This window comes from Pseudarthrobacter sp. MDT1-56 (assembly GCF_059383555.1).
Window position 1 is genome coordinate 20,299 of the sequence record NZ_JBWZCK010000002.1, and the last position, 19,255, is coordinate 39,553.

21 protein-coding genes and 1 pseudogene are annotated in these 19,255 nt (G+C 65.0%); 9 read left to right on the forward strand and 13 right to left on the reverse strand.

Features of this window, described 5'->3' with window-relative positions:
* The first annotated feature begins 478 nt into the window (after nt 1-478).
* The 3 genes from AC50YC_RS03305 (at nt 479) to AC50YC_RS03315 (ending at nt 4,133) form a co-directional block, all read left to right on the forward strand.
* The gene (locus AC50YC_RS03305) at nt 479-1,840 is read left to right on the forward strand and encodes a hemolysin family protein (protein ID WP_494952192.1); all 1,362 of its coding nucleotides are present in this window, start codon (nt 479-481) and stop codon (nt 1,838-1,840) included.
* The gene (locus AC50YC_RS03310) at nt 1,833-2,873 is read left to right on the forward strand and encodes a hemolysin family protein (RefSeq protein WP_494952193.1); all 1,041 of its coding nucleotides are present in this window, start codon (nt 1,833-1,835) and stop codon (nt 2,871-2,873) included. The genes AC50YC_RS03305 and AC50YC_RS03310 overlap by 8 nt, the downstream gene beginning before the upstream one ends.
* A 72-nt stretch (nt 2,874-2,945) precedes the next feature.
* Nucleotides 2,946-4,133 carry a TerC family protein gene (locus AC50YC_RS03315; protein ID WP_494952194.1) on the forward strand — a complete coding sequence of 396 codons (1,188 nt, stop codon included), beginning with the start codon at nt 2,946-2,948 and terminating at the stop codon, nt 4,131-4,133.
* A 33-nt stretch (nt 4,134-4,166) separates the two neighbouring features.
* Here the strand turns inward: AC50YC_RS03315 and AC50YC_RS03320 are convergent, their stop codons facing one another.
* The 6 genes from AC50YC_RS03320 to AC50YC_RS03345 form a co-directional block, all read right to left on the reverse strand.
* Complete coding sequence (locus tag AC50YC_RS03320; protein ID WP_494952195.1) at nt 4,167-4,775, reverse strand: dTMP kinase; 609 nt, start codon at nt 4,773-4,775, stop codon at nt 4,167-4,169.
* Nucleotides 4,776-4,874: 99 nt separating this feature from the next.
* On the reverse strand, nt 4,875-5,399 hold the full coding sequence (locus tag AC50YC_RS03325) for a hypothetical protein (protein ID WP_494952196.1): 525 nt from the start codon (nt 5,397-5,399) through the stop codon (nt 4,875-4,877).
* Nucleotides 5,400-5,433: 34 nt separating this feature from the next.
* Nucleotides 5,434-5,760 carry a GYD domain-containing protein gene (locus tag AC50YC_RS03330; protein ID WP_463901653.1) on the reverse strand — a complete coding sequence of 109 codons (327 nt, stop codon included), beginning with the start codon at nt 5,758-5,760 and terminating at the stop codon, nt 5,434-5,436.
* 112 nt (nt 5,761-5,872) lie between these two features.
* Nucleotides 5,873-6,349 (reverse strand): NUDIX hydrolase, encoded by a 477-nt coding sequence (locus tag AC50YC_RS03335; protein WP_494952197.1) that lies wholly within the window; start codon nt 6,347-6,349, stop codon nt 5,873-5,875.
* On the reverse strand, nt 6,346-6,984 hold the full coding sequence (locus tag AC50YC_RS03340; RefSeq protein ID WP_494952198.1) for a hypothetical protein: 639 nt from the start codon (nt 6,982-6,984) through the stop codon (nt 6,346-6,348). The genes AC50YC_RS03335 and AC50YC_RS03340 overlap by 4 nt, the downstream gene beginning before the upstream one ends.
* Nucleotides 6,985-7,300: 316 nt before the next feature.
* The gene (locus AC50YC_RS03345; protein ID WP_494952199.1) at nt 7,301-8,197 is read right to left on the reverse strand and encodes an MBL fold metallo-hydrolase; all 897 of its coding nucleotides are present in this window, start codon (nt 8,195-8,197) and stop codon (nt 7,301-7,303) included.
* 821 nt (nt 8,198-9,018) lie between these two features.
* On the opposite strand from AC50YC_RS03345, the gene AC50YC_RS03350 reads away from it, so the two are divergent.
* Nucleotides 9,019-9,216 (forward strand): phospholipase D-like domain-containing protein, encoded by a 198-nt coding sequence (locus tag AC50YC_RS03350; protein ID WP_494952200.1) that lies wholly within the window; start codon nt 9,019-9,021, stop codon nt 9,214-9,216.
* A gap of 38 nt (nt 9,217-9,254) precedes the next feature.
* On the opposite strand, the gene AC50YC_RS03355 is transcribed toward AC50YC_RS03350, so the two are convergent.
* On the reverse strand, nt 9,255-9,950 hold the full coding sequence (locus tag AC50YC_RS03355; protein WP_494952201.1) for a DsbA family protein: 696 nt from the start codon (nt 9,948-9,950) through the stop codon (nt 9,255-9,257).
* A gap of 81 nt (nt 9,951-10,031) precedes the next feature.
* Nucleotides 10,032-10,370, reverse strand: coding sequence for a YnfA family protein (locus AC50YC_RS03360; protein WP_494952202.1), 339 nt, complete (start codon nt 10,368-10,370; stop codon nt 10,032-10,034).
* Nucleotides 10,371-10,806: 436 nt separating this feature from the next.
* Between AC50YC_RS03360 and AC50YC_RS03365 the strand changes: the two genes are divergently transcribed.
* Complete coding sequence (locus AC50YC_RS03365) at nt 10,807-11,109, forward strand: DUF4193 domain-containing protein (protein WP_354170373.1); 303 nt, start codon at nt 10,807-10,809, stop codon at nt 11,107-11,109.
* A gap of 84 nt (nt 11,110-11,193) precedes the next feature.
* Nucleotides 11,194-12,210 (forward strand): hypothetical protein, encoded by a 1,017-nt coding sequence (locus AC50YC_RS03370; protein ID WP_494952203.1) that lies wholly within the window; start codon nt 11,194-11,196, stop codon nt 12,208-12,210.
* Nucleotides 12,211-12,252: 42 nt separating this feature from the next.
* Here AC50YC_RS03370 and AC50YC_RS03375 read toward each other — a convergent pair whose 3' ends face one another.
* Together AC50YC_RS03375 and AC50YC_RS03380 are read right to left on the reverse strand one after the other, a co-directional pair.
* Nucleotides 12,253-12,582: a YegP family protein gene (locus AC50YC_RS03375; RefSeq protein ID WP_494952204.1), complete on the reverse strand. Its 330-nt coding sequence runs from the start codon at nt 12,580-12,582 to the stop codon at nt 12,253-12,255.
* Nucleotides 12,583-12,786: 204 nt separating this feature from the next.
* A complete protein-coding gene (locus AC50YC_RS03380) occupies nt 12,787-13,770 on the reverse strand; it encodes a dienelactone hydrolase family protein (protein WP_494952205.1) in 984 nt (327 codons plus the stop codon).
* Between the two features lie 416 nt (nt 13,771-14,186).
* Between AC50YC_RS03380 and AC50YC_RS03385 the strand changes: the two genes are divergently transcribed.
* Nucleotides 14,187-15,200 carry an isopenicillin N synthase family dioxygenase gene (locus tag AC50YC_RS03385; RefSeq protein ID WP_494952206.1) on the forward strand — a complete coding sequence of 338 codons (1,014 nt, stop codon included), beginning with the start codon at nt 14,187-14,189 and terminating at the stop codon, nt 15,198-15,200.
* Between the two features lie 99 nt (nt 15,201-15,299).
* On the opposite strand, the gene arr is transcribed toward AC50YC_RS03385, so the two are convergent.
* The gene (arr, locus tag AC50YC_RS03390) at nt 15,300-15,728 is read right to left on the reverse strand and encodes an NAD(+)--rifampin ADP-ribosyltransferase (protein WP_494952207.1); all 429 of its coding nucleotides are present in this window, start codon (nt 15,726-15,728) and stop codon (nt 15,300-15,302) included.
* Between the two features lie 305 nt (nt 15,729-16,033).
* Complete coding sequence (locus tag AC50YC_RS03395; protein WP_494952208.1) at nt 16,034-16,783, reverse strand: GntP family permease; 750 nt, start codon at nt 16,781-16,783, stop codon at nt 16,034-16,036.
* On the opposite strand from AC50YC_RS03395, the pseudogene AC50YC_RS03400 reads away from it, so the two are divergent.
* Nucleotides 16,725-17,111 (forward strand): annotated as a pseudogene (locus tag AC50YC_RS03400) (SDR family NAD(P)-dependent oxidoreductase); the annotation flags it as partial. The gene AC50YC_RS03395 and the pseudogene AC50YC_RS03400 overlap by 59 nt on opposite strands.
* Before the next feature lie 84 nt (nt 17,112-17,195).
* Entirely contained in the window at nt 17,196-17,705 is a 510-nt protein-coding gene (locus AC50YC_RS03405; protein ID WP_494952209.1) for a universal stress protein, read from the forward strand.
* A gap of 22 nt (nt 17,706-17,727) precedes the next feature.
* Here the strand turns inward: AC50YC_RS03405 and AC50YC_RS03410 are convergent, their stop codons facing one another.
* The gene (locus AC50YC_RS03410; RefSeq protein ID WP_494952210.1) at nt 17,728-19,242 is read right to left on the reverse strand and encodes a CYTH and CHAD domain-containing protein; all 1,515 of its coding nucleotides are present in this window, start codon (nt 19,240-19,242) and stop codon (nt 17,728-17,730) included.
* Nucleotides 19,243-19,255: the final 13 nt, after the last annotated feature.

Below are 19,255 nucleotides of genomic sequence, written 5' to 3' on the forward strand. Positions count from 1 at the left end.
TGGTCACTTCTTCGGGCAGGAAGTTTGGCCGGGAGCCGGCCGCGGATTCGGAAGTACAGGCGGTCGCGGACAGGAGCAACACGGCCAGGACTGAAGGAAGTACGTGCTTTCGCAGAGTCAACATGCTCGGAAACCCATCAGTAGTCGGTTTCAGCTCGGAAGGCCAAGGCGCCCGCCACTGACGTACGGCAAGCCACGGCCACCATTGATTCCGCGAACACCGCTATCAGTTTCGACCATTCTTGTAGATCCGGCTGTATCTTCAATAGCGCGTGCCTGTGAAAATGCTGTGCGAATGGCGTGACGTCGTTGCCCGGCAGGATGGCCGAACGTTGGTTCGCCTGCAGCGGATTGCTCCGCGGCGTCATGGCCAGGGCGGATAGACTGGTTCGCACTATGGATGACCCTCCCTCGCATATGCCCTCGCCCCTCAACCTCCTGACCGGGATTCCGGCCACCGCGGGAGAGGGGCGCCCGAATGTATGAATGGATCATGATTGGCGTTGGCCTCGTCCTGACGGTCGGGACGGGAATGTTCGTTGCCTCCGAGTTCGCCCTGGTCAACCTGGACCGCAACGACCTTGAAGCCCGCCAGGCGCGCGGCGAGAAGCGGCTGACGCCCACTATCAAGGCCCTTAAGGTCACGTCGACGCACCTCTCCGGCGCGCAACTCGGCATCACCTTGACCACGCTCCTTACCGGGTACACCTTTGAGCCGGCCATCAGCAAACTGCTCAGCGGACCGTTGACCAGCGCCGGTCTCCCCGAAACGGTTGTCCCCGGGGTGGGGGCTGTCGTGGGCATCTTCCTGGCCACGATTTTCTCCATGGTGATTGGTGAACTAGTGCCCAAGAACTTCGCCCTGGCGCTTCCGCTGGCCACGGCGAGAGTGGTGGTTCCTTTCCAGACGCTCTTCACCACGGTCTTCAAGCCAGTGATTCTCCTGTTCAACAACACGGCCAATTCGATCATCAGGTCGTTCGGCATTGAACCTAAGGAAGAGCTGTCAGGCGCGCGCAGTGCCGAGGAATTGAGCTCCCTGGTTCGCCGCTCCGCGCTGGAAGGCGTCCTTGACCTGGACCACGCGGCCTTGTTGCACCGGACACTGCGGTTTTCCGACCACAGTGCCGCCGACGTGATGACCCCGCGCGTGCGGATGGCGACGATCGGAGCCGACGACACGGCCGAGCAGATCGTCAGCCTGGCGACAGCTACCGGATATTCGCGTTTCCCGGTGATCGGCCGGGACCGGGACGAGGTCCTTGGTGTGCTGCACGTCAAACAAGCCTTCGCGGTGGCCCTCGACAATAGATCGGAAGTGTCCGCCTCCGACCTCATGATCGAGCCGCTGCGGGTGCCTGAGTCGATGGGGGTCGACACCCTCCTGGGACTCCTGCGCCGGCAGGGCCTGCAGGTGGCGATCGTCTCGGACGAGCATGGCGGCACGGCCGGCATCGTCACGCTCGAGGACCTGGTGGAAGAGATTGTCGGGGAGCTGGAAGACGAACACGACCGTGCGCGCACCGGCGTCGTACGGACGGGCCGTTCGCTGACTTTTGATGCGTCCCTCCGGCCCGACGAACTCCTGGACCGGACCGGCATCACCGTCCCGGACGGCGAGGAGTACGACACGATGGCCGGCTTCGTCACGGACCGGCTGGACCGGATCCCTGAACTCGGCGACGAGGTGGCCATCGACGGCGGGACGCTTCGGGTGGAACGCGTGGTGGGGACCCACGTCGAGCGGCTCCGGTATACCCCGGATGAATCCGCGGAACCCCCGCAGAGCGCCCATGACCGGATCATCGACAATCTCACGCAGGAGCTGACCCATGAGTGAATATCTGCCAGGCATCATCTGGCTCGTCGTCCTGCTGGTCGTCAATGCCTTCTTCGTCGGTGCTGAATTCGCTGTCATCTCCGCCCGGCGTTCGCAGATCGAGCCGAGGGCCGAGGCCGGAAGCAAAGCGGCCAAGACCACCCTCTGGGCGATGGAGCACGCCACCCTGATGCTGGCGACCAGCCAGCTTGGCATCACGGTGTGCTCCCTGGTTATCCTGAACGTCTCGGAACCGGCGATCCACCACCTGCTGGAGATCCCCCTTGGCTTGACTTCCCTGTCGGCTGAGACCATCGGCATCGTCGCCTTCGTCGTCGCCCTGCTGCTGGTGACGTTCCTGCATGTGGTGTTTGGCGAAATGGTGCCGAAGAACATCTCCTTCTCCGTTCCGACCCGGGCTGCGCTGCTCCTGGCGCCGCCGCTGGTGCTGGTGGCCCGGGTGTTCAAGCCGGTCATCTGGACCCTGAACGGCATCGCAAATTCAATTCTGCGGCTCTTCAAAGTTGAACCCAAGGACGAAGCCACCAGCGCCTATACGCTGGACGAGGTGGCGAACATCGTGGAGCAGTCCACCCGGGACGGGATGCTGACGGACACCAGCGGGACCCTGACCGCGGCCTTCGAGTTCACTGCCAAGACCGTCGCCGACGTCGAAGTGCCGATCGATTCGATGGTGCTGCTGCCGTCGTCCGCCACCCCGGCTGATATCCAGCGGGCTGTCGCGGCGCACGGCTACTCCCGCTACATCCTCACGGACGACGACGGCGCCCCCACCGGCTACCTGCACCTCAAGGACGTTATGGACCTCACGACGCCGGCCGCGTTCAGCGAGGCGGTCCCCGCCAAACGGATCCGGAAGCTGGCGTCGGCGTTCAGCGGCAGCGAACTCGAAGACGCCCTGGCCGTGATGCGCCGCACGGGAGCCCACGTCGCACGGGTATTTGACGCCCACGGCACAACAACAGGCGTGCTGTTCCTTGAGGACATCATTGAGGAACTCGTCGGCGAGGTGCAGGATGCCACCAGCGCTTAAGTTTCTCCGATCACCTGAATTACCGGACCGAACTGGCCTCCGGGGCCGGATCCCTCACGGAAGTTGAGCAACATGACCGTTTCCCCCCTTATCTGGGCAAGCACCATCGCCGTCATCCTGGCCTTGCTGGCCTTCGACTACTTCTTCCACATCCGCAAGGCCCACGTGCCCACGCTCAAGGAGGCGGCCGCGTGGTCGGCCCTCTACGTGGGACTGGCCGTCCTCTTTGGTGTCCTCGTGTGGATTTTCGGCGGCACCGAGATGGGGTCGGAATACTTCGCCGGCTACATCACGGAGAAGGCCCTCTCCGTCGACAACCTGTTTGTCTTCCTGATCATCATCGCGAGTTTCCGGGTGCCGCGCGAAGACCAGCAGAAGGTGCTGCTTTTCGGCATCGTTTTCTCGCTGATCGCCCGCACCGGGTTCATTTTCCTCGGGGCCGCGCTGATCAATTCCTTTGCGTGGGTGTTCTACATCTTTGGCCTGATTTTGTTGATCACCGCGGGCAACCTGCTCCGGCCGGACGCCCACGGCGACGACCAGGCCGATAATTTCCTGATCCGCATTGCCAGGAAGCTGTTCCACACCACGGAGCACTACGACGGGGACAAGCTCTTTACAGTTCACGACGGCAAGAGGGCGCTCACGCCGATGCTGCTGGTGATGGTGGCCATCGGGGGAACCGATATCCTCTTTGCCCTGGACTCGATCCCGGCGATCTTCGGGCTGACCCAGAACGTGTTCATCGTGTTCACCGCCACCGCGTTTTCCCTGATGGGCCTGCGCCAGCTGTACTTCCTGATCGACGGCCTCCTGGACCGCCTCATCTACCTCGCCTACGGCCTGGCGGTGATTCTTGCCTTTATCGGCGTCAAACTGGTGCTCCACGCCCTGCATGAGAACAACCTGCCGTTCGTCAACGACGGCCAGCCGGTTCCCGTGATCGAGATCAGCACCGGCCTGTCCCTGAGTGTCATCGTTGGGGTGCTCGTCCTGACGGTCGTCGCGTCGCTGCTGAGTAAGGCCGGCAAAGCCCAGACGTCCATCAACAACGCGCGCCGGCACGCCGTTAACTACCTTGACCTGGAATACACCGCTGACGCCTCCGAACGCGAGCGGATTTACCGGATGCTGACCGAGGAAGAGTCCCAGATTCTGGCCATGGATTTGAAGTACCGCAACAAGGCCAAGGACATTGACAAGATCCGGGCGCTGGTGGCGGAAGCGCACCGGCAGCACGAGGAATACCTCGCGCGTTAGGTGCCAGTCCGCGAGGCCTCAGTCCGTGCGAGGTCAGGCGGGGCCGGCGGTGGAGTGCAACCCGGCCGGCCCTCCGCAGGACTGGGCGATGGCGGCCTGCAGCCGGGCCAGCACCTCGGCCGGCTGCCCGTCGGCAGGGATGCTGGTAAACGCTGGGAATTCCGGGAGTGATTGGTAGGCCTCGCGCAAGGACTCGAGGTCTTCGAGCCGCTCGGAGTCGGTGCCCCGCGCGAGGACCCGTGCGTGCGCCTCTCGGGGGTCGATGTCGAGGTAGATCAGGAGGTCGGGCTGGGGGAGCGCACGGATGAGGTAAGGAAGCACGCGACCCCGGGGAAGTCCGTGCATCCGGCGCAGCGCAAGCTGGCAATGCAGGTCCCGATCCATGACCACCAGGCCGGGATATCGTTTGGCGCGGCGGTGTGAATTCAGGACGTTGAAGGTCCGAACGGCCGTTTCCAGAAAGTCCGCCGGCCGCGAGGGCAGGTGAACGCCGAGTCTGGCACTGATGAGGGACATTTGCCGGCGGCCCGCATAATTGCCGAGAAGCAGGACGTCTTTCCCCGCGTTGCGGGCAGCATCAACCAGGGCCCGTGCCGCCGTCGTTTTTCCTGACCCGTCAATTCCGGTGAGCACGATCAGCAAGCAGTCTCCTTTGGTGGGCGAGGGTGTTGGGCCGCTACCCACCCCAACGAATGGAAGTGCGGCTTGATCCCCAGGCTGCGGCGGTCCGCGGTGCCCCTGTCAGAGGCTGTGCGCCAACAGTTCGAGGCCAATGACCATCAGGCTCAACACTACTTCGGCGAACATGATCACGGCTTTGTGGCGGAACGGCAGCTCCAGTCGCCGGATCGCGAGGAAGCCGACGATGAGGAGCGTCACCACGAGAACGATGACTGCCCATTGCAACGCCACCGCGGTTGACCAGAGGCCGAGGCCGGCCGCCGTGAGGAGAAGGAGCGGAGTCACCAGGACACTGAGCGCCTCGGTGCTGACGGCGATCATGTGGTGCAGTTCCTGACCGCTGGGGAGCTGCGCGTGAACTGTCAGGTGGCTCAGCAGATCGGCGACGAAGATCCCGAGCAGGGAACCGACGACCACGATGCTGAGGGTTGCCGCCGCAGCAGCGGGCGACGTCTCGTCCGCATGGCTCCGCAGGGCCAGCACCACAGCCAGGCTGGTGAAGCTGATGTAGACGCGCTCCTTCAGGCTCGCCGCGCGATGGACGGCAGACATTTCACGCCGGCCCGTCGGTTCGACTGCATTCATCGAGGGAGTCCTCTCTATGCGTGGGACGGGATCGTCAGGTGCCGGGAGCCCGGTACCCGACCTCGGCGGCCATCCGCAGGGCGTCCAACGTTTCGTCGACGGTCAGCAGCACGGTTGTTTCCAGCGAACTCAGCGCACCGCCGCCGGTAATTGCTAGGGCCACCGCGGCCATGGACACGTTGTTGGGAGCCTCCCAGAGGTTGTAGCCGTCGTGGCTGCCGAAGGCATACCAGAAGCCGTGGAGCTTACCCCCGACCGATTCGATATAGGCCTGGGCGGCCTTTCCGCGGTCTTCCGGGTTGCTGATCATCCTGGCCCAGGTCTCTGGGGTGTAGCTGAACTTCGACAGATAGAGCGGCATCGTCTTTCCCTTTCGTTCGCTTCCGGGAGTGCGGATTACCCAAGGATGGCAGTCCGCTGCCGGGCCAGCAATGGCGCGTGACAGTCCAAGGAGGTGCCCCGCGCCGCGCCTGTCAGGGCCCGCGGCCCTTCACGTGCTGGATCAAGGCCTCGAGGATCGGCAGTTGGCCGCTGACCAGCTTGGTCCGGGCTTCCTGCAGTCCGGCCCAGCGGGCGTCGTCGACCTCGGGGTAGCTGCGGACCGTGCCGGATCCCTTCGGCCACTCCAGGACGAAGGTGTTGCTCACGATGTGTTCCGGAGCGAAGTCGGACTCGGCGGCGAAGACCGTGATGACCTTTCCCGAAGGTTGCCGGAAATCACCGAGCTGGCAGTAGTGCGCGGCTGGTGCAGGAGTTCCCATTTCCTCGGCGAACTCGCGCTGCGCAGCGGCCAGCGGGTCCTCGTCTGGAAGGTATTCACCCTTGGGAATCGACCAGGCGCGGGCATCCTTGCGCGCCCAGAACGGTCCGCCCATATGGGCTATCCACACGTCCACTCCCGCTCCACCAACCCGGCGGTATAGCAGAATGCCTGCGCTCCGAACCGTCATGGTTCATCTCCTGTCCGGGGTGGCCCGGGGTCCTGGTCCCGTCGTCCTCCTCCGGTGTCGATGGCCGGCAGGAACTGTCGGTTCCTGATCCGTGATTCGCCGAATTCGATGGCCAGCGGGGCAATGTCCCGCGGCCCGCGGCCCTTTGATTTGGGGCGGCCGACGGCGACGTGCGGTGTCCAGCGGGGGTACCTGAAACCGAGGGCGCGGGAGCCGAGGATGAAGTCGTCGACATTGTCCACCAGCAACCCGTCCAACAGTTCATGCAGCGCCTTCACGAGGGAGACCTGATAGTCCCGCACCTGCTGGGGCACCTCCACTTCCAGCCCGCTCACGCGCCCGCCGCCCAACAGGACCAGACGCTCGGACCTCGCAGAGAAGCCGCCGAGCACGGGCAGACCCTCCAACCAGGAGACTGCCGTGCTGGCGGCTTCCTCGGCACTCGTGCTGCCCCTGGTCCAGTCCGCGATGTCCCGGGCGAAGTCCGCCAGGACGCCGATGTGCAGCAGGGTCAGGTGCAGCCCCCGTTGCCTGCGCAGCGCATCGACGTGGCTGCCCAGTTCCTCATAGTCAGAGGGTCCGGAGCCAATGGTGAGTACCGGCACCTCAACCGTGATGCGCGGCGGCGTTTGCATTCGGACCCCTTCCGTCCGCTCTGGCTGCTGGCCCTCGGTGCCATTATCCTCCCGGGCGGCGAGCGGGCAATAAGGGCAGGCGGGGCCGTGGTGCAATGTCCGACGGGTCGAACGCGGCAGGCGACATGACACAATCGACGCATCGCCCGGAGCGGACCCCCGCCGACGCATCCGCAGAGCGGGTGACCTGTCACAGGACCACGAAGGAGCGCAGTGAGCAACCCGAAACAGCACCGCACGGACTTCCACCGGTCCTCGCTGGCAACAGCCGGGCTATCGTAACCCTGCTGACGCGGCACGGAACTCCGGGGCAGCGCTACCGGCCAAGGGCCCGGAACATGAAGAGCCGGACGGACTGGGCCAACGACTCCAGCCGGCAGGGCCCGTTCCAGATATCGAAATTTTCGTAGCGGTGCGCCCCGGGGCGGTCGGCAGCCAGGGCTGCCGCATCCCGGATCGCCCGAAGGTCCCCGACCGTCAGGGGAAGGGCAGCTTCATCAGGGTGCCAGGTTGAGCCGAGCGGAAAGTCCCGGAACGGCCGGTCCGACATTTCGATGTGGGCCCCAAGAACCACCCTGACCGGGTGCGCCGCACTGAAATCGCACAGGGAACGCAGCGATTCCTGGAAAGCCGGAAAATCCTGCACATAGAGCCGGCCGGGATAAACAGTGTCTCCGGTGAGCAGAATGCCCGTGGCCTCGTCATAGATGGCGACGGCGGAAGGATGGTGCCCTGGCGTCGGGATCACCTCAAGCACCCGTCCGCCGAGGTCCACGCGGGCCGTGCCCCGGGGCCAGTGGTCGATCCCGAAGAACGAGGCAACCTCTTCGGCGGAATGTCCCACGACCCGGGTGTGGGGCCGGCCTGTGAACTGGCCGTCCCCGGCGACGTGGTCCCCATGGGCGTGCGAGTGGGCCACGACGAGTTCGTAACCGTCCTTGGGGTGCCCGCGCAGCCAGCCTTCAATGAGCGCGTCGACTGTCGCCCGAAGCGGAAATCTGGTGGCATCCGCCGTCGCGCCCGTATCAAGAAGGACGGCACGGTCCTCGCCGAACAGCAGGTAGAGGAACGGTGCTTCGAAATCGCTCGCGATGCTCTGCCGGAGGATGACCGTGTTGGGCGCGGCCAGGTGCACCTGGATCGGCGGTGCTGCGCCGTGGCGGCGGGACCGCGTCCCCGCGTACCAGCGCACGTCAATATCGAGATCCGTCATGGCGCTGCTGGTCTGTTTGAGGCTTCCGCGGCTTCCGCGGCTTCCGCGGCTTCCGCGGGGCCGGGGGCGGCCGGGGCGCCATGGGCGTTGCCGATTTCGCCGGCGGAACTAACGTGCATGACGGTACCTTACGTGAAGCTGCGTACTCGCGGACCGAAAGAGGGGGCGCCCCGGGAGTCCAAACAGGCCTGGGCTGCGGAGGCGTCCGTTGAGTCGAATCCAGAAAACGAAGGGGCCGACGACGGCTGGGGGCGAGAACCCCGGTCTCAGAGGGCTCTCAAGCGTCGCCGACCCCGTTTTACGCCCGACCCGACCGGATCCGGCAAGCAAACGTACCCGGTCCAACACGTCGCAACGTTCGGCAGCGGCGCGGACCTATTACTATTCAACACCTTGTCTGCTGGGACGGCGAGAGAGATATCTGATGTCCACCAGAAGGTCTGGCCGGAGGGTTTCATCCTTGCCGGGTGACGGCACCCGGCCGTGGCAGTCGTAGCGTAGGGGTACCCCGGAAACGGACCAAGCCCGCGGCACTTCGCCCCAGCAGGACGAGCTGCGGGTAACGGCGGCACTCCATGACCCCCCATAGCCCACACCATGTTCGCGGTCGCGATGCTCGCCGGTAAGAGGGCCGCGGCGCGCCGCCCGGCCATCCTCATCCGGTGGGAATTCCTGCTCTTGATCGTGGGCCTGGTGGTGCTGGTTCCGATCGTGCCACGTGCGGACTCCGGCAGGTGGACCCGGCTGCCACTGATCATCGCCGGATGTGGTCTGGGGCCGTTAGTGTCCCAGCTCACCAACTACACCCTGGGTCCAGCAACATGGATGTCCGCTCGTTCAGCCTCAACATGGAGGTGTCGGTGCTTGTCCATGGGCGCGGGATTGTGGACGCAATCCGCGGGATTGAGGACGGGTACCGGGAGAACAGCCTCGAACTCCAGCTCGAGGACTGGATCCGGCGGCCGGTCGCCCAGAAGGCGTTCGATAACCTGGCGCGCCTGACCGCATCCCTCCAATAACACCGTGGCGGGTCGGGCCGGGCGTCCTGGCACCGCGCTTATTGGGCTGCGTCGGTGAGTAACTGCCGGAATTCGGCTTCCGTGTCCAGCACCAGTTTCTTGCCATTGAGGAAGAATGTCGGTGTGCCGGTGACCCCCAGGGCCGTACCGTCCGCGGCATCCTTCCGGATCCGCTCCCTGGTACTCTCGTCCGCCACGGCCGCGTCGTACCTGGCCAGGTCGAGGCCGAGGTCCTGCGCGTAGCTGCGGAACACGGGGGCCTGGGATTCCTGCTTTCCGCCCCACTCTGTCTGGGTTGCGAAAAGCTTCGCTGCCATCTGCTCGTATTTGCCTTGCTGTGCGGAGGCCTCGACCGCCAGGGCGGCTGTCCCGGAGTTGCGGTGTCCGGGGAGGGGGAAGTAGCGGTTCACAAACGTGATCCGGTCACCGTACTCCTTCTTGAGTTCCTCGACGAGCGGATGGGCGGCCCGGCAGGACTCGCATTCGAAATCCAGGAACTCGACCAATTGGGCCTTTTCGACAGCGGGGGAGGTAAGCCGGTGGCTGTCCTCGCGGACCAGTTGTGCCCTGGCCGCCGGCTGCTGGGTTTCGGGTGCGGGCCTGTTGGTCGTCAGGACCGCGTACCAGACGAGGCCGGCCGCGACGATGGCAGCGAGCAGGATCCAGAGGACCATGCGGATTTTCTTCGCGGGGTCACGCCGGGCCGGTGTTGGTTTCGTCGTGGTCTGTGTCATCACTATGGATAGCTTTCATGGTCGCGCCGGGCGGCGGGTTCGATTGGACGGGCAGTTTGCAACGGATTCCGCGTCTCCGGCCTAGCCGGCGCTACGTGGCGCGAACATGATCACGGCCACGCCGAACAGGCAGAGCACGGAGCCGATGATGTCCCATCGGTCGGGCCGGAACCCATCAAACATCATGCCCCATGCGAGCGAGCCGGCTACAAAGACCCCTCCATAGGCTGCGAGGATGCGTCCGAAGTGCGCGTCGGGCTGGAGGGTCGCCACGAAGCCGTACGCGCCCAGCGCGAGGACGCCCAGCCCGGCCCACCACCAGTCTTTGCCCTCGCGGACTGACTGCCAAACCAGCCACGCGCCGCCGATTTCAGCTGCAGCAGCGAGCACGAACAGCACAACCGATTTTGCGATAGTCACTGCTCCATCATTGCAGGGCGTTTGTGGGCCGGAAGTGCCTCACGATTCCCGCCAGTTCCGGGTGTCGTTGAAGACGCATCCCAGGCGGCTGCATTGCCGGGCACTCACTCGCCAGTCGGGCTGGCTGGAAGCCGCAGACCGCTTGTCTTTCCAGATCGGGATGACCCGCGAGCCGCATTCTCGACACGGAGTCTCCACGTGGGCGCGTCTCTGCGCTTTGTTCATAATTTCCCCCCAAAGAAACTCACCAGAATATAGCCTTAAATCGAACGAATGTACAAACTATGGACGGCTGGCGGCTCCGCGAAAGCCGATACGGGCGGGGCACGTATCCGGGTCATGAACCGTTGAGTTTGTGGTGAGGGGGAATACTGGAGCGGGTCCGTCTGTTGAACAGCTATCCGACCCGCAATCCGAAGAAGAGAGAATCACGTCAGTGGCAACCGATTACGATGAAGTACGTTCCGACGTCAAGGAATCGCAGGACAGGTCCCTGGAGGCGCTGCAGTCTGCGAATGCTCCGGACGCCCGCAGCGTGGTGCGCGAGCTGGATGAGGCGGATTCGCTGGACGACTCGATCGTCCCCGGCGGAGAATTCGTCGCCGAGGAACTCATCGTCCAGGTCATCCCCCAGGCGGAGGATGAATTCACCTGTTATTCCTGCTTCCTGGTCCGGCACCGGTCCCAGATCGCGCGTGAAAAGAACGGCCACGCTTACTGCGTTGACTGCGAGGGGTAGGAGCGGTCCGGACTGAAAAAACGGCGGCAGTGGCGACGGTACCAGGCTATGTGTCGGAGGGACGCGGACCACTACAATCGCCGCATGACCATTCTGGACTGGCTGCTCGATAGTGATCCTTCCATCCGATGGCAGGCGCTGCGGGATCTTGCCGCCGCACCTTCCGACGTCGTGGCCGCCGAGCGCGCACGGGTGGTGACCGAGGGATGGGGAGCCCGGTTGCTGGCTCTGCGCGGCGACGATGGCCAATGGGCCGGGGGAGCGCACTTCCCCGCGCAAGGCGGCGTTTCCGACGTCGTACCTCCAGATGGAGCTGACACCCCAGGCAGCCAGTACGATCCCTCCGGGCATGAAGGTGCCGACGACGGGATCCAGCCCTGGACCGCCACCACGTACAGCCTCCTGCAGTTGCGTGACTTCGGCGTCGAGCCGGGCAGCGAGCAAATGCGCCGGACCGTTGCACTCGTGCGGGACAACTGCCGCTGGGAGGAAGGCGGACAGGCCTATTTCACCGGCGAGGTCGAGCCCTGCATCAACGGCATGGCCGTTGGACTCGGAGCCTACTTCGGGCAGGACGTCGACGCCGTGGTCGCCCGGCTGGTCCGCGAACAGCTCGACGACGGCGGGTGGAACTGCTGGGCAGAGTATGGCGCCGTGGTTTCCTCGGCCGCGACAACCATCAACGTGCTCGAAGGCCTGCTGGCGCACGAAAAGTCAACCGGCGGCTCCGCGAAATCCATCGAGGCGCGGCGCCGGGCCGAGGAGTATCTCCTTGAACGACGGCTGTTCCGCCGCAGAAGCACGGGAGAGGTCATCGACCCGGCCTGGCTGGAGTTCTCATTCCCGACCCGCTGGCACTACGACGTGCTCCGTGCCCTGGAGTATTTCCGCTCCGCCGGTGGTCCGCCCGACCCGCGCATGGCCGAGGCAGTCGACCTGCTCCGATCCAAACGGCAGCCCGACGGCACCTGGCTGCTCGAAAACACGCACCCCGGGCAGGTCCACTTTGCGCTCGGGGACGGTGACGGGCGTCCCAGCCGGTGGAACACCCTGCGCGCGCTGCGGGTCCTGCGCTGGTACGAGGACGGAGCGCACCCGTAGCCCACACGGCGGGTTCGTAGCCCCCGTCATCCCACGATCTGGTTACGCTGCGCCGGTCCACCGGGGCGCTGATGCCGCCCGCCGGATGGTCTTGGAGCGGCTGTGGAAGCCTTCGGCCCGTTTGTGCCAGCCATGGCGGGCCAGCGGGGCGTCGGGCGCTGACTCCTGAACCCCGCCCTGCCCGCGGGTCTCGGAGCAGAGGTCGGTGACCAGCCCCATCCCGGCGCACTCCCGCACGGCGGCGATGCCGGCTACGGCAGCGGACTTGTCGCGGAACGCAGCCGATACCGCCATCACGGTGCCGTCTGCTGCCCTGAGTCGGAATCGAAACCTCGACTCCGTGTCAACGAACAGTTCAAATTGGCCGGTCATCGCTATCCTCCCGGTCTGGGGAGCCTGTCCCCCGGCGTCACTACCGCGGATCAGGCCGGAACGCATCACTGCGTCCGTCTCCCGGTGCCTCGTCGACCGATCACGAAAGATCAGTTCTTCTGGTGATATCCAGTCTGTTGCAGGTCCCCGGGACCCACAAGGCAAGGCAGGTAAACCCTAAGTAAAAGCCGCGCAACAACGGGCTCAAACGTACTTGGTGAACCAGGCCAGCGTGTCATTCCATGCGGCGGTGGCCTGCGCCTCAACGTAGCGCGGCCCGGTGTCATTGTGGAAAGCGTGGTCGACGCCGGGATAGACGGTGAGCTGGTGGCGGACGTCCGTGCCAGCCAGCGCATCCCGCAGCGCCGGCAGTGCGCCAGTAATCCGCTGATCGAGTTCAGCGTAGACGCCGAACACGGCCGGCTGGATGGTCGGGACTTTGTCCAGTTCGGGGGAGGGCCCGTAAAAGGCTGCAGTCGCCTTCAGTCCGGGCAGTTCCGTGGCCGCCTGCCACGTGATGCCCCCGCCGAAGCAGTATCCGGTCATGGCGATGCGCCCCTCGTCGACGAAGTCCTTTGTCTGCAGGTAATCAAAAGCCGCCGCGAAATCGGAAACATGGCGCTGGACGCCGGCCGCCGTCAATGCGCCCGGGACGGCGTCGCGGTCCATGCCCGCGGTGCCACCTTCCCTGCTGAGCAGGTCCAGCGCCAGGGCCGCGTAGCCGGCCTTGGCGAAACGGCGAGCCACGTCCTCAATGTGCGCAGTCAGCCCGCGGTTCTCGTGGCAGATCAGTACTGCAGGTCCGGACGCACCCGCCTCCGGCCGGGCAAGGTAGGCGCTGATGTCTGTTCCCTCGGCAGGGAATCGCACTGTCTCTGTCAGTAGACCGGGCGCTCCCTCAGGAACAGAGAGCGGGCTCTTGGCTCCCGGCACCGGGCCAAGGGAGGCGGTGCCGGCCCCCGAGCCCGACGGCGAGGGGCTGGGGCTGGGGGTCGGCATGGGGTCGGTGCTGCGCGGTACTTCCTCCGGAGTGCAACCCACCAGCAGCATCGCCGCCGAGGCCGCGGCCATGCTGCCCGTTATGAAAGCCACCCGGCGCGTGAACGTCCGCTGGCTCATGGCGCCGGCGCGGTAATCGTCGAAAAATTCCTCAATCAGGTACTTCTCAAACTTGCCAAGCTTGTTCATGACAGGCCTCCTGGAGTGTCCGCACATCCTCCTCCGAAGTCCCTAGTCAGGCAAGGGCACGCCGCATTGGTCGCCGGCCCGGGTACGGTCCAGCTTCGCCTTCCGCGATGACCAGCCCTGCTGGACGAACTGACCCGCGCACTGCTGATGACGGCGGCCTGGGTGACCAATTTGGCCGTGGCCGAGTATGTCATCCATCGTCGTGCCCGACAGCCTGCCCGCGTCCTGCATGCTTCCCGTCCGGCCGTCCGGACTCTCCGGACCACTGCGGGGATGTCTTGATGAGGGCGAGAAGCCGGCGCGGCTTCTCGAACGTCTTAATTCGACATGCTAATGTCCCCGGCCACCCTTCAGTCCGTAACATTGAGGAAAGTACAGTCCCCAGCTTGCCAAGTTCATCGAAAAGGACTAATAAGGTGCCCCTCGAATCATTGCCCGTCCTGGACCTTTCCCGATTGAGCGCGGGCCCGGAGGAGGCCTCCCGGTTTCGTGATGACCTGCGCAACGCCATGCACGAGGTCGGCTTCCTCTACCTGGCCGGACACGGGATCCCGCAGGAGCTGACGGATTCCATGCTCGACGTCTCCCGGCGCTTCTTCGAGCTGCCCGAGGAGCAGAAGCTCGCCGTCGAGAATATTAATAGCCCGCAATTCCGTGGATATACCAGAGTCGGTGGCGAACTCACTGACGGCGCCGTCGACTGGCGCGAGCAGATTGATATCGGCGTTGAGCGTGCTGTGGTGGAGCCGGGGCCGGGAGTCGCCGACTACTGGCGTCTTGAGGGCCCCAACTTGTGGCCGGAAGCCCTCCTCGAAATGCGGGGCATTGTCCTGGAGTGGACCGAGCGGCTGAGCACTATTTCGCTGACCCTCCTGCGAGCCCTGGCGGTGTCCCTCGGTGCGCCCGAAGACACTTTCGACAAGGCTTTCGCCGCACGGGCCTTTCCCCTGCTGAAAATTGTGCGGTACCCGGGGGAGTCCAACCCGGAGCCCAAGCAGGGCGTGGGCTCCCACCGCGACGGCGGCGTCCTGACGCTGCTGCTCGTGGAGCCAGGAAAGGGTGGGCTGCAGGTCGAGTACCAGGGGCAGTGGATCGATGCCCCCCAGGTGCCGGGAACGTTCGTCGTCAATATCGGCGAGATGCTCGAACTGGCAACCAACGGATACCTCAAGGCGACCCTGCACCGGGTGATCTCGCCCCTGCGCGGCACCGACCGTATTTCGCTTCCGTTCTTCTTCAACCCGGCGCTGGACGCGACCATGCCGCAGCTCGCAGTGAGCCCGGAGTTCCAGGCCAGGGCCCGCGGCCTGTCCGTTGATCCAACGAACAGCCCCATTCTTGAAACGTACGGAGACAACGCACTCCGCTACCGGCTCCGGGCCCACCCGAACGTCGTCGCCGAGCACCACTTGGACCTGCAGAACAGCTGAGTCGCCCGGCCCCTTTCCGCTGTGCAGTCCTGGGCCGCCGTCGGCTGCGCCGTCGTTCTTGACCTCAAACAGGGGCCGCTGCTGCCGGTGCGCCGCGGTTCAGTCGTTGATTGCCTCGATGCCTAGCCGTTTGAGTTCTTCAAGGTGGTTCCGCATGTTCTGAAGCACCTCGGGGGAGTGTGGTTCCCAATCCAGGACCTCGTCTAGTACCCGCAGTGGCTCCCGGGTTCGGTAGGACCTTGTCGGGTTGCCCGAGAACTTTTTATCGGTCAGGTTGGGGTCATCCTCAAAGGGGCCAGTGGGTTCCACACGGTAGATTTTGCCCGGTCCCTCGCCCACCCCGAGTTCGGCTCCCCAAGTGGCCGCATCGAGGGTTGCGGTCATGTAGATGTAGTTGGCCTTCTTACGCTCGCCGAAATTCGAGCTATAGCCGGGTTTCAGCACGTCCCCCGGCTTCAGGTCAGCCTTCGTGCCGTGGTAGAAGGGCCCGGGGTCTCTGGCCCCGGACGGCATCGGTTCATTCTCCATACGAACCCCCCCATCGACGTTGGGCTCCCACTCTAGCTCGCCACTCCCAAGTAAAGGACGGTTATATCCCGGCTTGTTCCGATCGGTCTGGTGTTGCTGTTCCTCGTTTGGCGGAGACACCCGCTGGCTGGCCGGTGAGCACCCACCCTGGCGGGCGGCGGGACCGACGGACGCCCACGCAAGACGCTCGGCCGGGATGTCCTAGCCGAGCGTCTTGCGTGTCTTACTACTAACCACTTAAGCAACGGGTGTTGCAGTGACCGCTGGAAGCCGCCGTGAAGGTCGGGGCCTTTGTGCAGGGCGGCTTAGCCCATGACGAGGTTCAGGATGAACAGCAACGGGATAGACCCGGCCCAGACGGCGGTGGTGATGCCCGACCAGCCCCGAAGGGCCGCGGTGCCTTCGAGCCCGGCGAACCTGGTGACCACCCAGAAGTAGGAGTCATTGAAGTAGCTCAGGATCATGGATCCGGCGGTGCAGGCCATTGCAGCCACCAGCGGATCGATGCCGAGGGTTCCCACCAGGGGGGCCGTGACGGAGGCAGCCGTGATCATCGCCACCGTACCTGATCCCTGGGCCAGCCGGACGAGGGTCGCTACCAGGAAGGGCACAAGGAAGGCCGGCAGGGCGGTGGCGGCAATGGCCACCGCCAACGCGTCGCCCACACCGGAGCTGCGCAGCACCTGTCCCAGCGCGCCGCCGGCACCGGTGATCAGCAGGATGAGGCCGGCAGATGCAGCCGCATCACAAAACCCGCCCTGGACCTTGGTGCGCGGAGTCCATCGCGGCAGCAGCACGTAGACGGCCAGCAGTACGCCAATGATCAGTGCGATCACCGGGTTGCCGATGAAGGCGAAGGGAACAACCCAATCGGACGGTTCGTATTTGGCGCCGACAACGCCCTGTGCGTTCTGGTCGATAGCACCCGTGACCGTGTTCAGGATGATCAGCAGCAGCGGGACCAGCAGGGGCAGGGAGGCGAGAAATGCGCCGACGCGGTGCCTCGGTGGCATGATTGACCGGAAGATCGGCCGGGTGGTCAGCATTTCGTCCATCTCCGCCCAGCGCGGCGGTGGCACCTACTCCAAGGTCGCGTACAGCGCGGCCAAGGCCGGCATTATTGGCTTCACCCGCGCCCTGGCACGCGAGATGGGTGAGCATGGGATCACCATCAACTGCATCGCACCGGGGCCTGTGGACACGGACATCATGGGCGGCACCCTGACCGAGGAACGGAAGAAGGAAATGTCCAAGGACATCCTGGTGGGCCGCGTGGGCACGGTCAACGAGATGGCAGCTTTGATGACCTTTCTCATGGGAGAGGAGGCCGGCTTCATCACAGCGGCCACTTACGACATCAACGGCGGACTGCAGGTTTCCTAAGCACGTTCCGCCCTCACCGTTCCGGCCTGGGGCTATCCTGACGGTTATGGATGTGCGGGAAGCACCCGGCGCCGGCCCTCTCTGATGGATTCCCCAGGCGATGGCCAGCCCCCTCCGGCGGTCACGGAACGGCCGTCCGGACCGGTGGTGCTCGGGGTGGGTTGGGAACCATCTAAATCCCTGATCAGGTCCGGCGCCAGCCTGGCTGCACGGCTAAACGCACACTTGATTTGCGCCTATGTGGATCCGGCCAGTTACCTCACGGAGTGGGAACCCTCAGCCTCACGGGCAAGCGCATCGTTGGATCCGGCCATCAACAGTGAGACGGACTTCCCCTCCAGCCACGTCCGGGGCGTCCTCCAAGACGTATTGGGCCTGCCGGGGGAGGACTGGTCGTTCCGGGTGCTGAACGGCGCCGTTGCCCAGGCTCTTGGCCGGCTGGCGGCGAGCACGGACGCCTCGCTGCTGATCGTCGGGGGACAACGCCCCGGGCGGCTGGCAGCCGTTGAGCGGATGCTGGAGGGGTCGGTCGGAATGAACCTGGCCGGACTGCAACGCAGACCCGTGCTGGTTATTCCACCGCCGGGTCGCTGACGCCGGGAGACCAGCAACCGCCCTATTTCCAGCGGAGTGGCTCGGGCGGAGATGACTCCCATGTGCGGAAGAAACGCTCGCGGGACACTTCACCGGCAACTTGCTCCAAAGCATGCAGCCGCCCGTAGGTGAACGCACTTTTCCCGCGGTGGTTCGCGGCCAACTCGCGCAACAGCTCCCGGGTGACGACACTGTCATGGTGATCGCCCAGGCTCTCCTGGATCTCTTCGGCGGCCCGCGCAACGGTGGTGGCCCGTTTCCCCAGAATCGGGGCGGCCGCTTCTGCCGCATAGCGCAGTCGCTTGGCGCTCTTCCGGACCTCGTGGAGCGCGGCTTCCGTCGCCGGGCTGTCGGAGTCGACGTCGAGGGCCAGGACCTCTTTTTTCAAGCGTTTGCGCTGCTTCGAGACGAGCCGGCCAACCGTCTGCCGCGCTTCCTTCCCGGCAGTCCCAGTTAGCGGCGGCTCCGCCAGGAACGCATCCAGCGCATCGAGCAGGCGGAAGTAGCGGGCACTCTTCAACGCAGCCAGGCCCTTCGCGCGGGCATCATGGGCCGCAGCGTCGAAATGTTCTTCGATCTGCCGCGCCACAGAACCCAGCAGGAGGTCCGGCGGCTCGGTGCCGATCAAGTCCAGCAGCCGGGCCCGCATCACTTCGTTGTCCCGGACCTCACCCACGCTGCCGGCAAGCCATTGAAGTTCTGAGCGCAGCGATCTGGTGACGTCGGGGTCGGCAAGTTTCCGGAAGGTTGCCAGCACGGAGCGGATCCTGCGCGCGGCCACCCGGAGCTGATGCACGGAGTCCGGCGTGTTTTCCCGGACGCCGGGGTCATGTTTTTTGAGCGCCTCGACCTGCTGGCTCAGGTAGGACAGGAGGACTGCCGAAGCTGGTCCCTCTGGCTCCGGCCCAGGTGCAGGTTTGGCGACCGCGGGATACTGTTCGCCCAATCCGCGGGCGAGTTTGGATGGCAGCGCCGACGGGCGGCGGCCGGTTTCAGCGAGCAGCGCGTCGGCACCCTTGAGCAGCTTTTTGGGGCCGTCAATGAGTTCGATTTCCCATTCCCGCCAGGTGGAGTGCGCCTGCGGCTCCAACAGGGTCTGGGAATCCACCCGGTCATCGCTGAAGTCGGCCAGAGCCGTTCCATCGGACGAAAAGAGCCGCTGCTTGGTGCGCCGGGTGGTCAGCCTTGCTACTGGAATCACGTCGCGGTCCCTCGTATGGACCTGGACGAGTCGCCGCAGCCGCCGGGGCACTGACTCGGGCTTTTTGCCGAACTGCACGGTGAATTCCTGACGTTCCCCTACCGCCACGGGGAGCTTCAGGTGCCATCCGTCATCGTGTCCACCGGTCCGCCGGCGCAGGGTGATGCCGCGGGACGCCAGTGCCAGACCTGCGGTGTCGAAGTAGACGGCGTCGAGGGCCTCGTCCTCGGGCGGCCCCGCCCGGTCCACCTCCGGCAACGACTCCAGGAGCGGCAGTTCGTCGCCCTCGCCGACGTCGTATTTTCGCTCCACCTCGAGCATCTCGGAGTCAGTCATGTCCTAGCCTAGG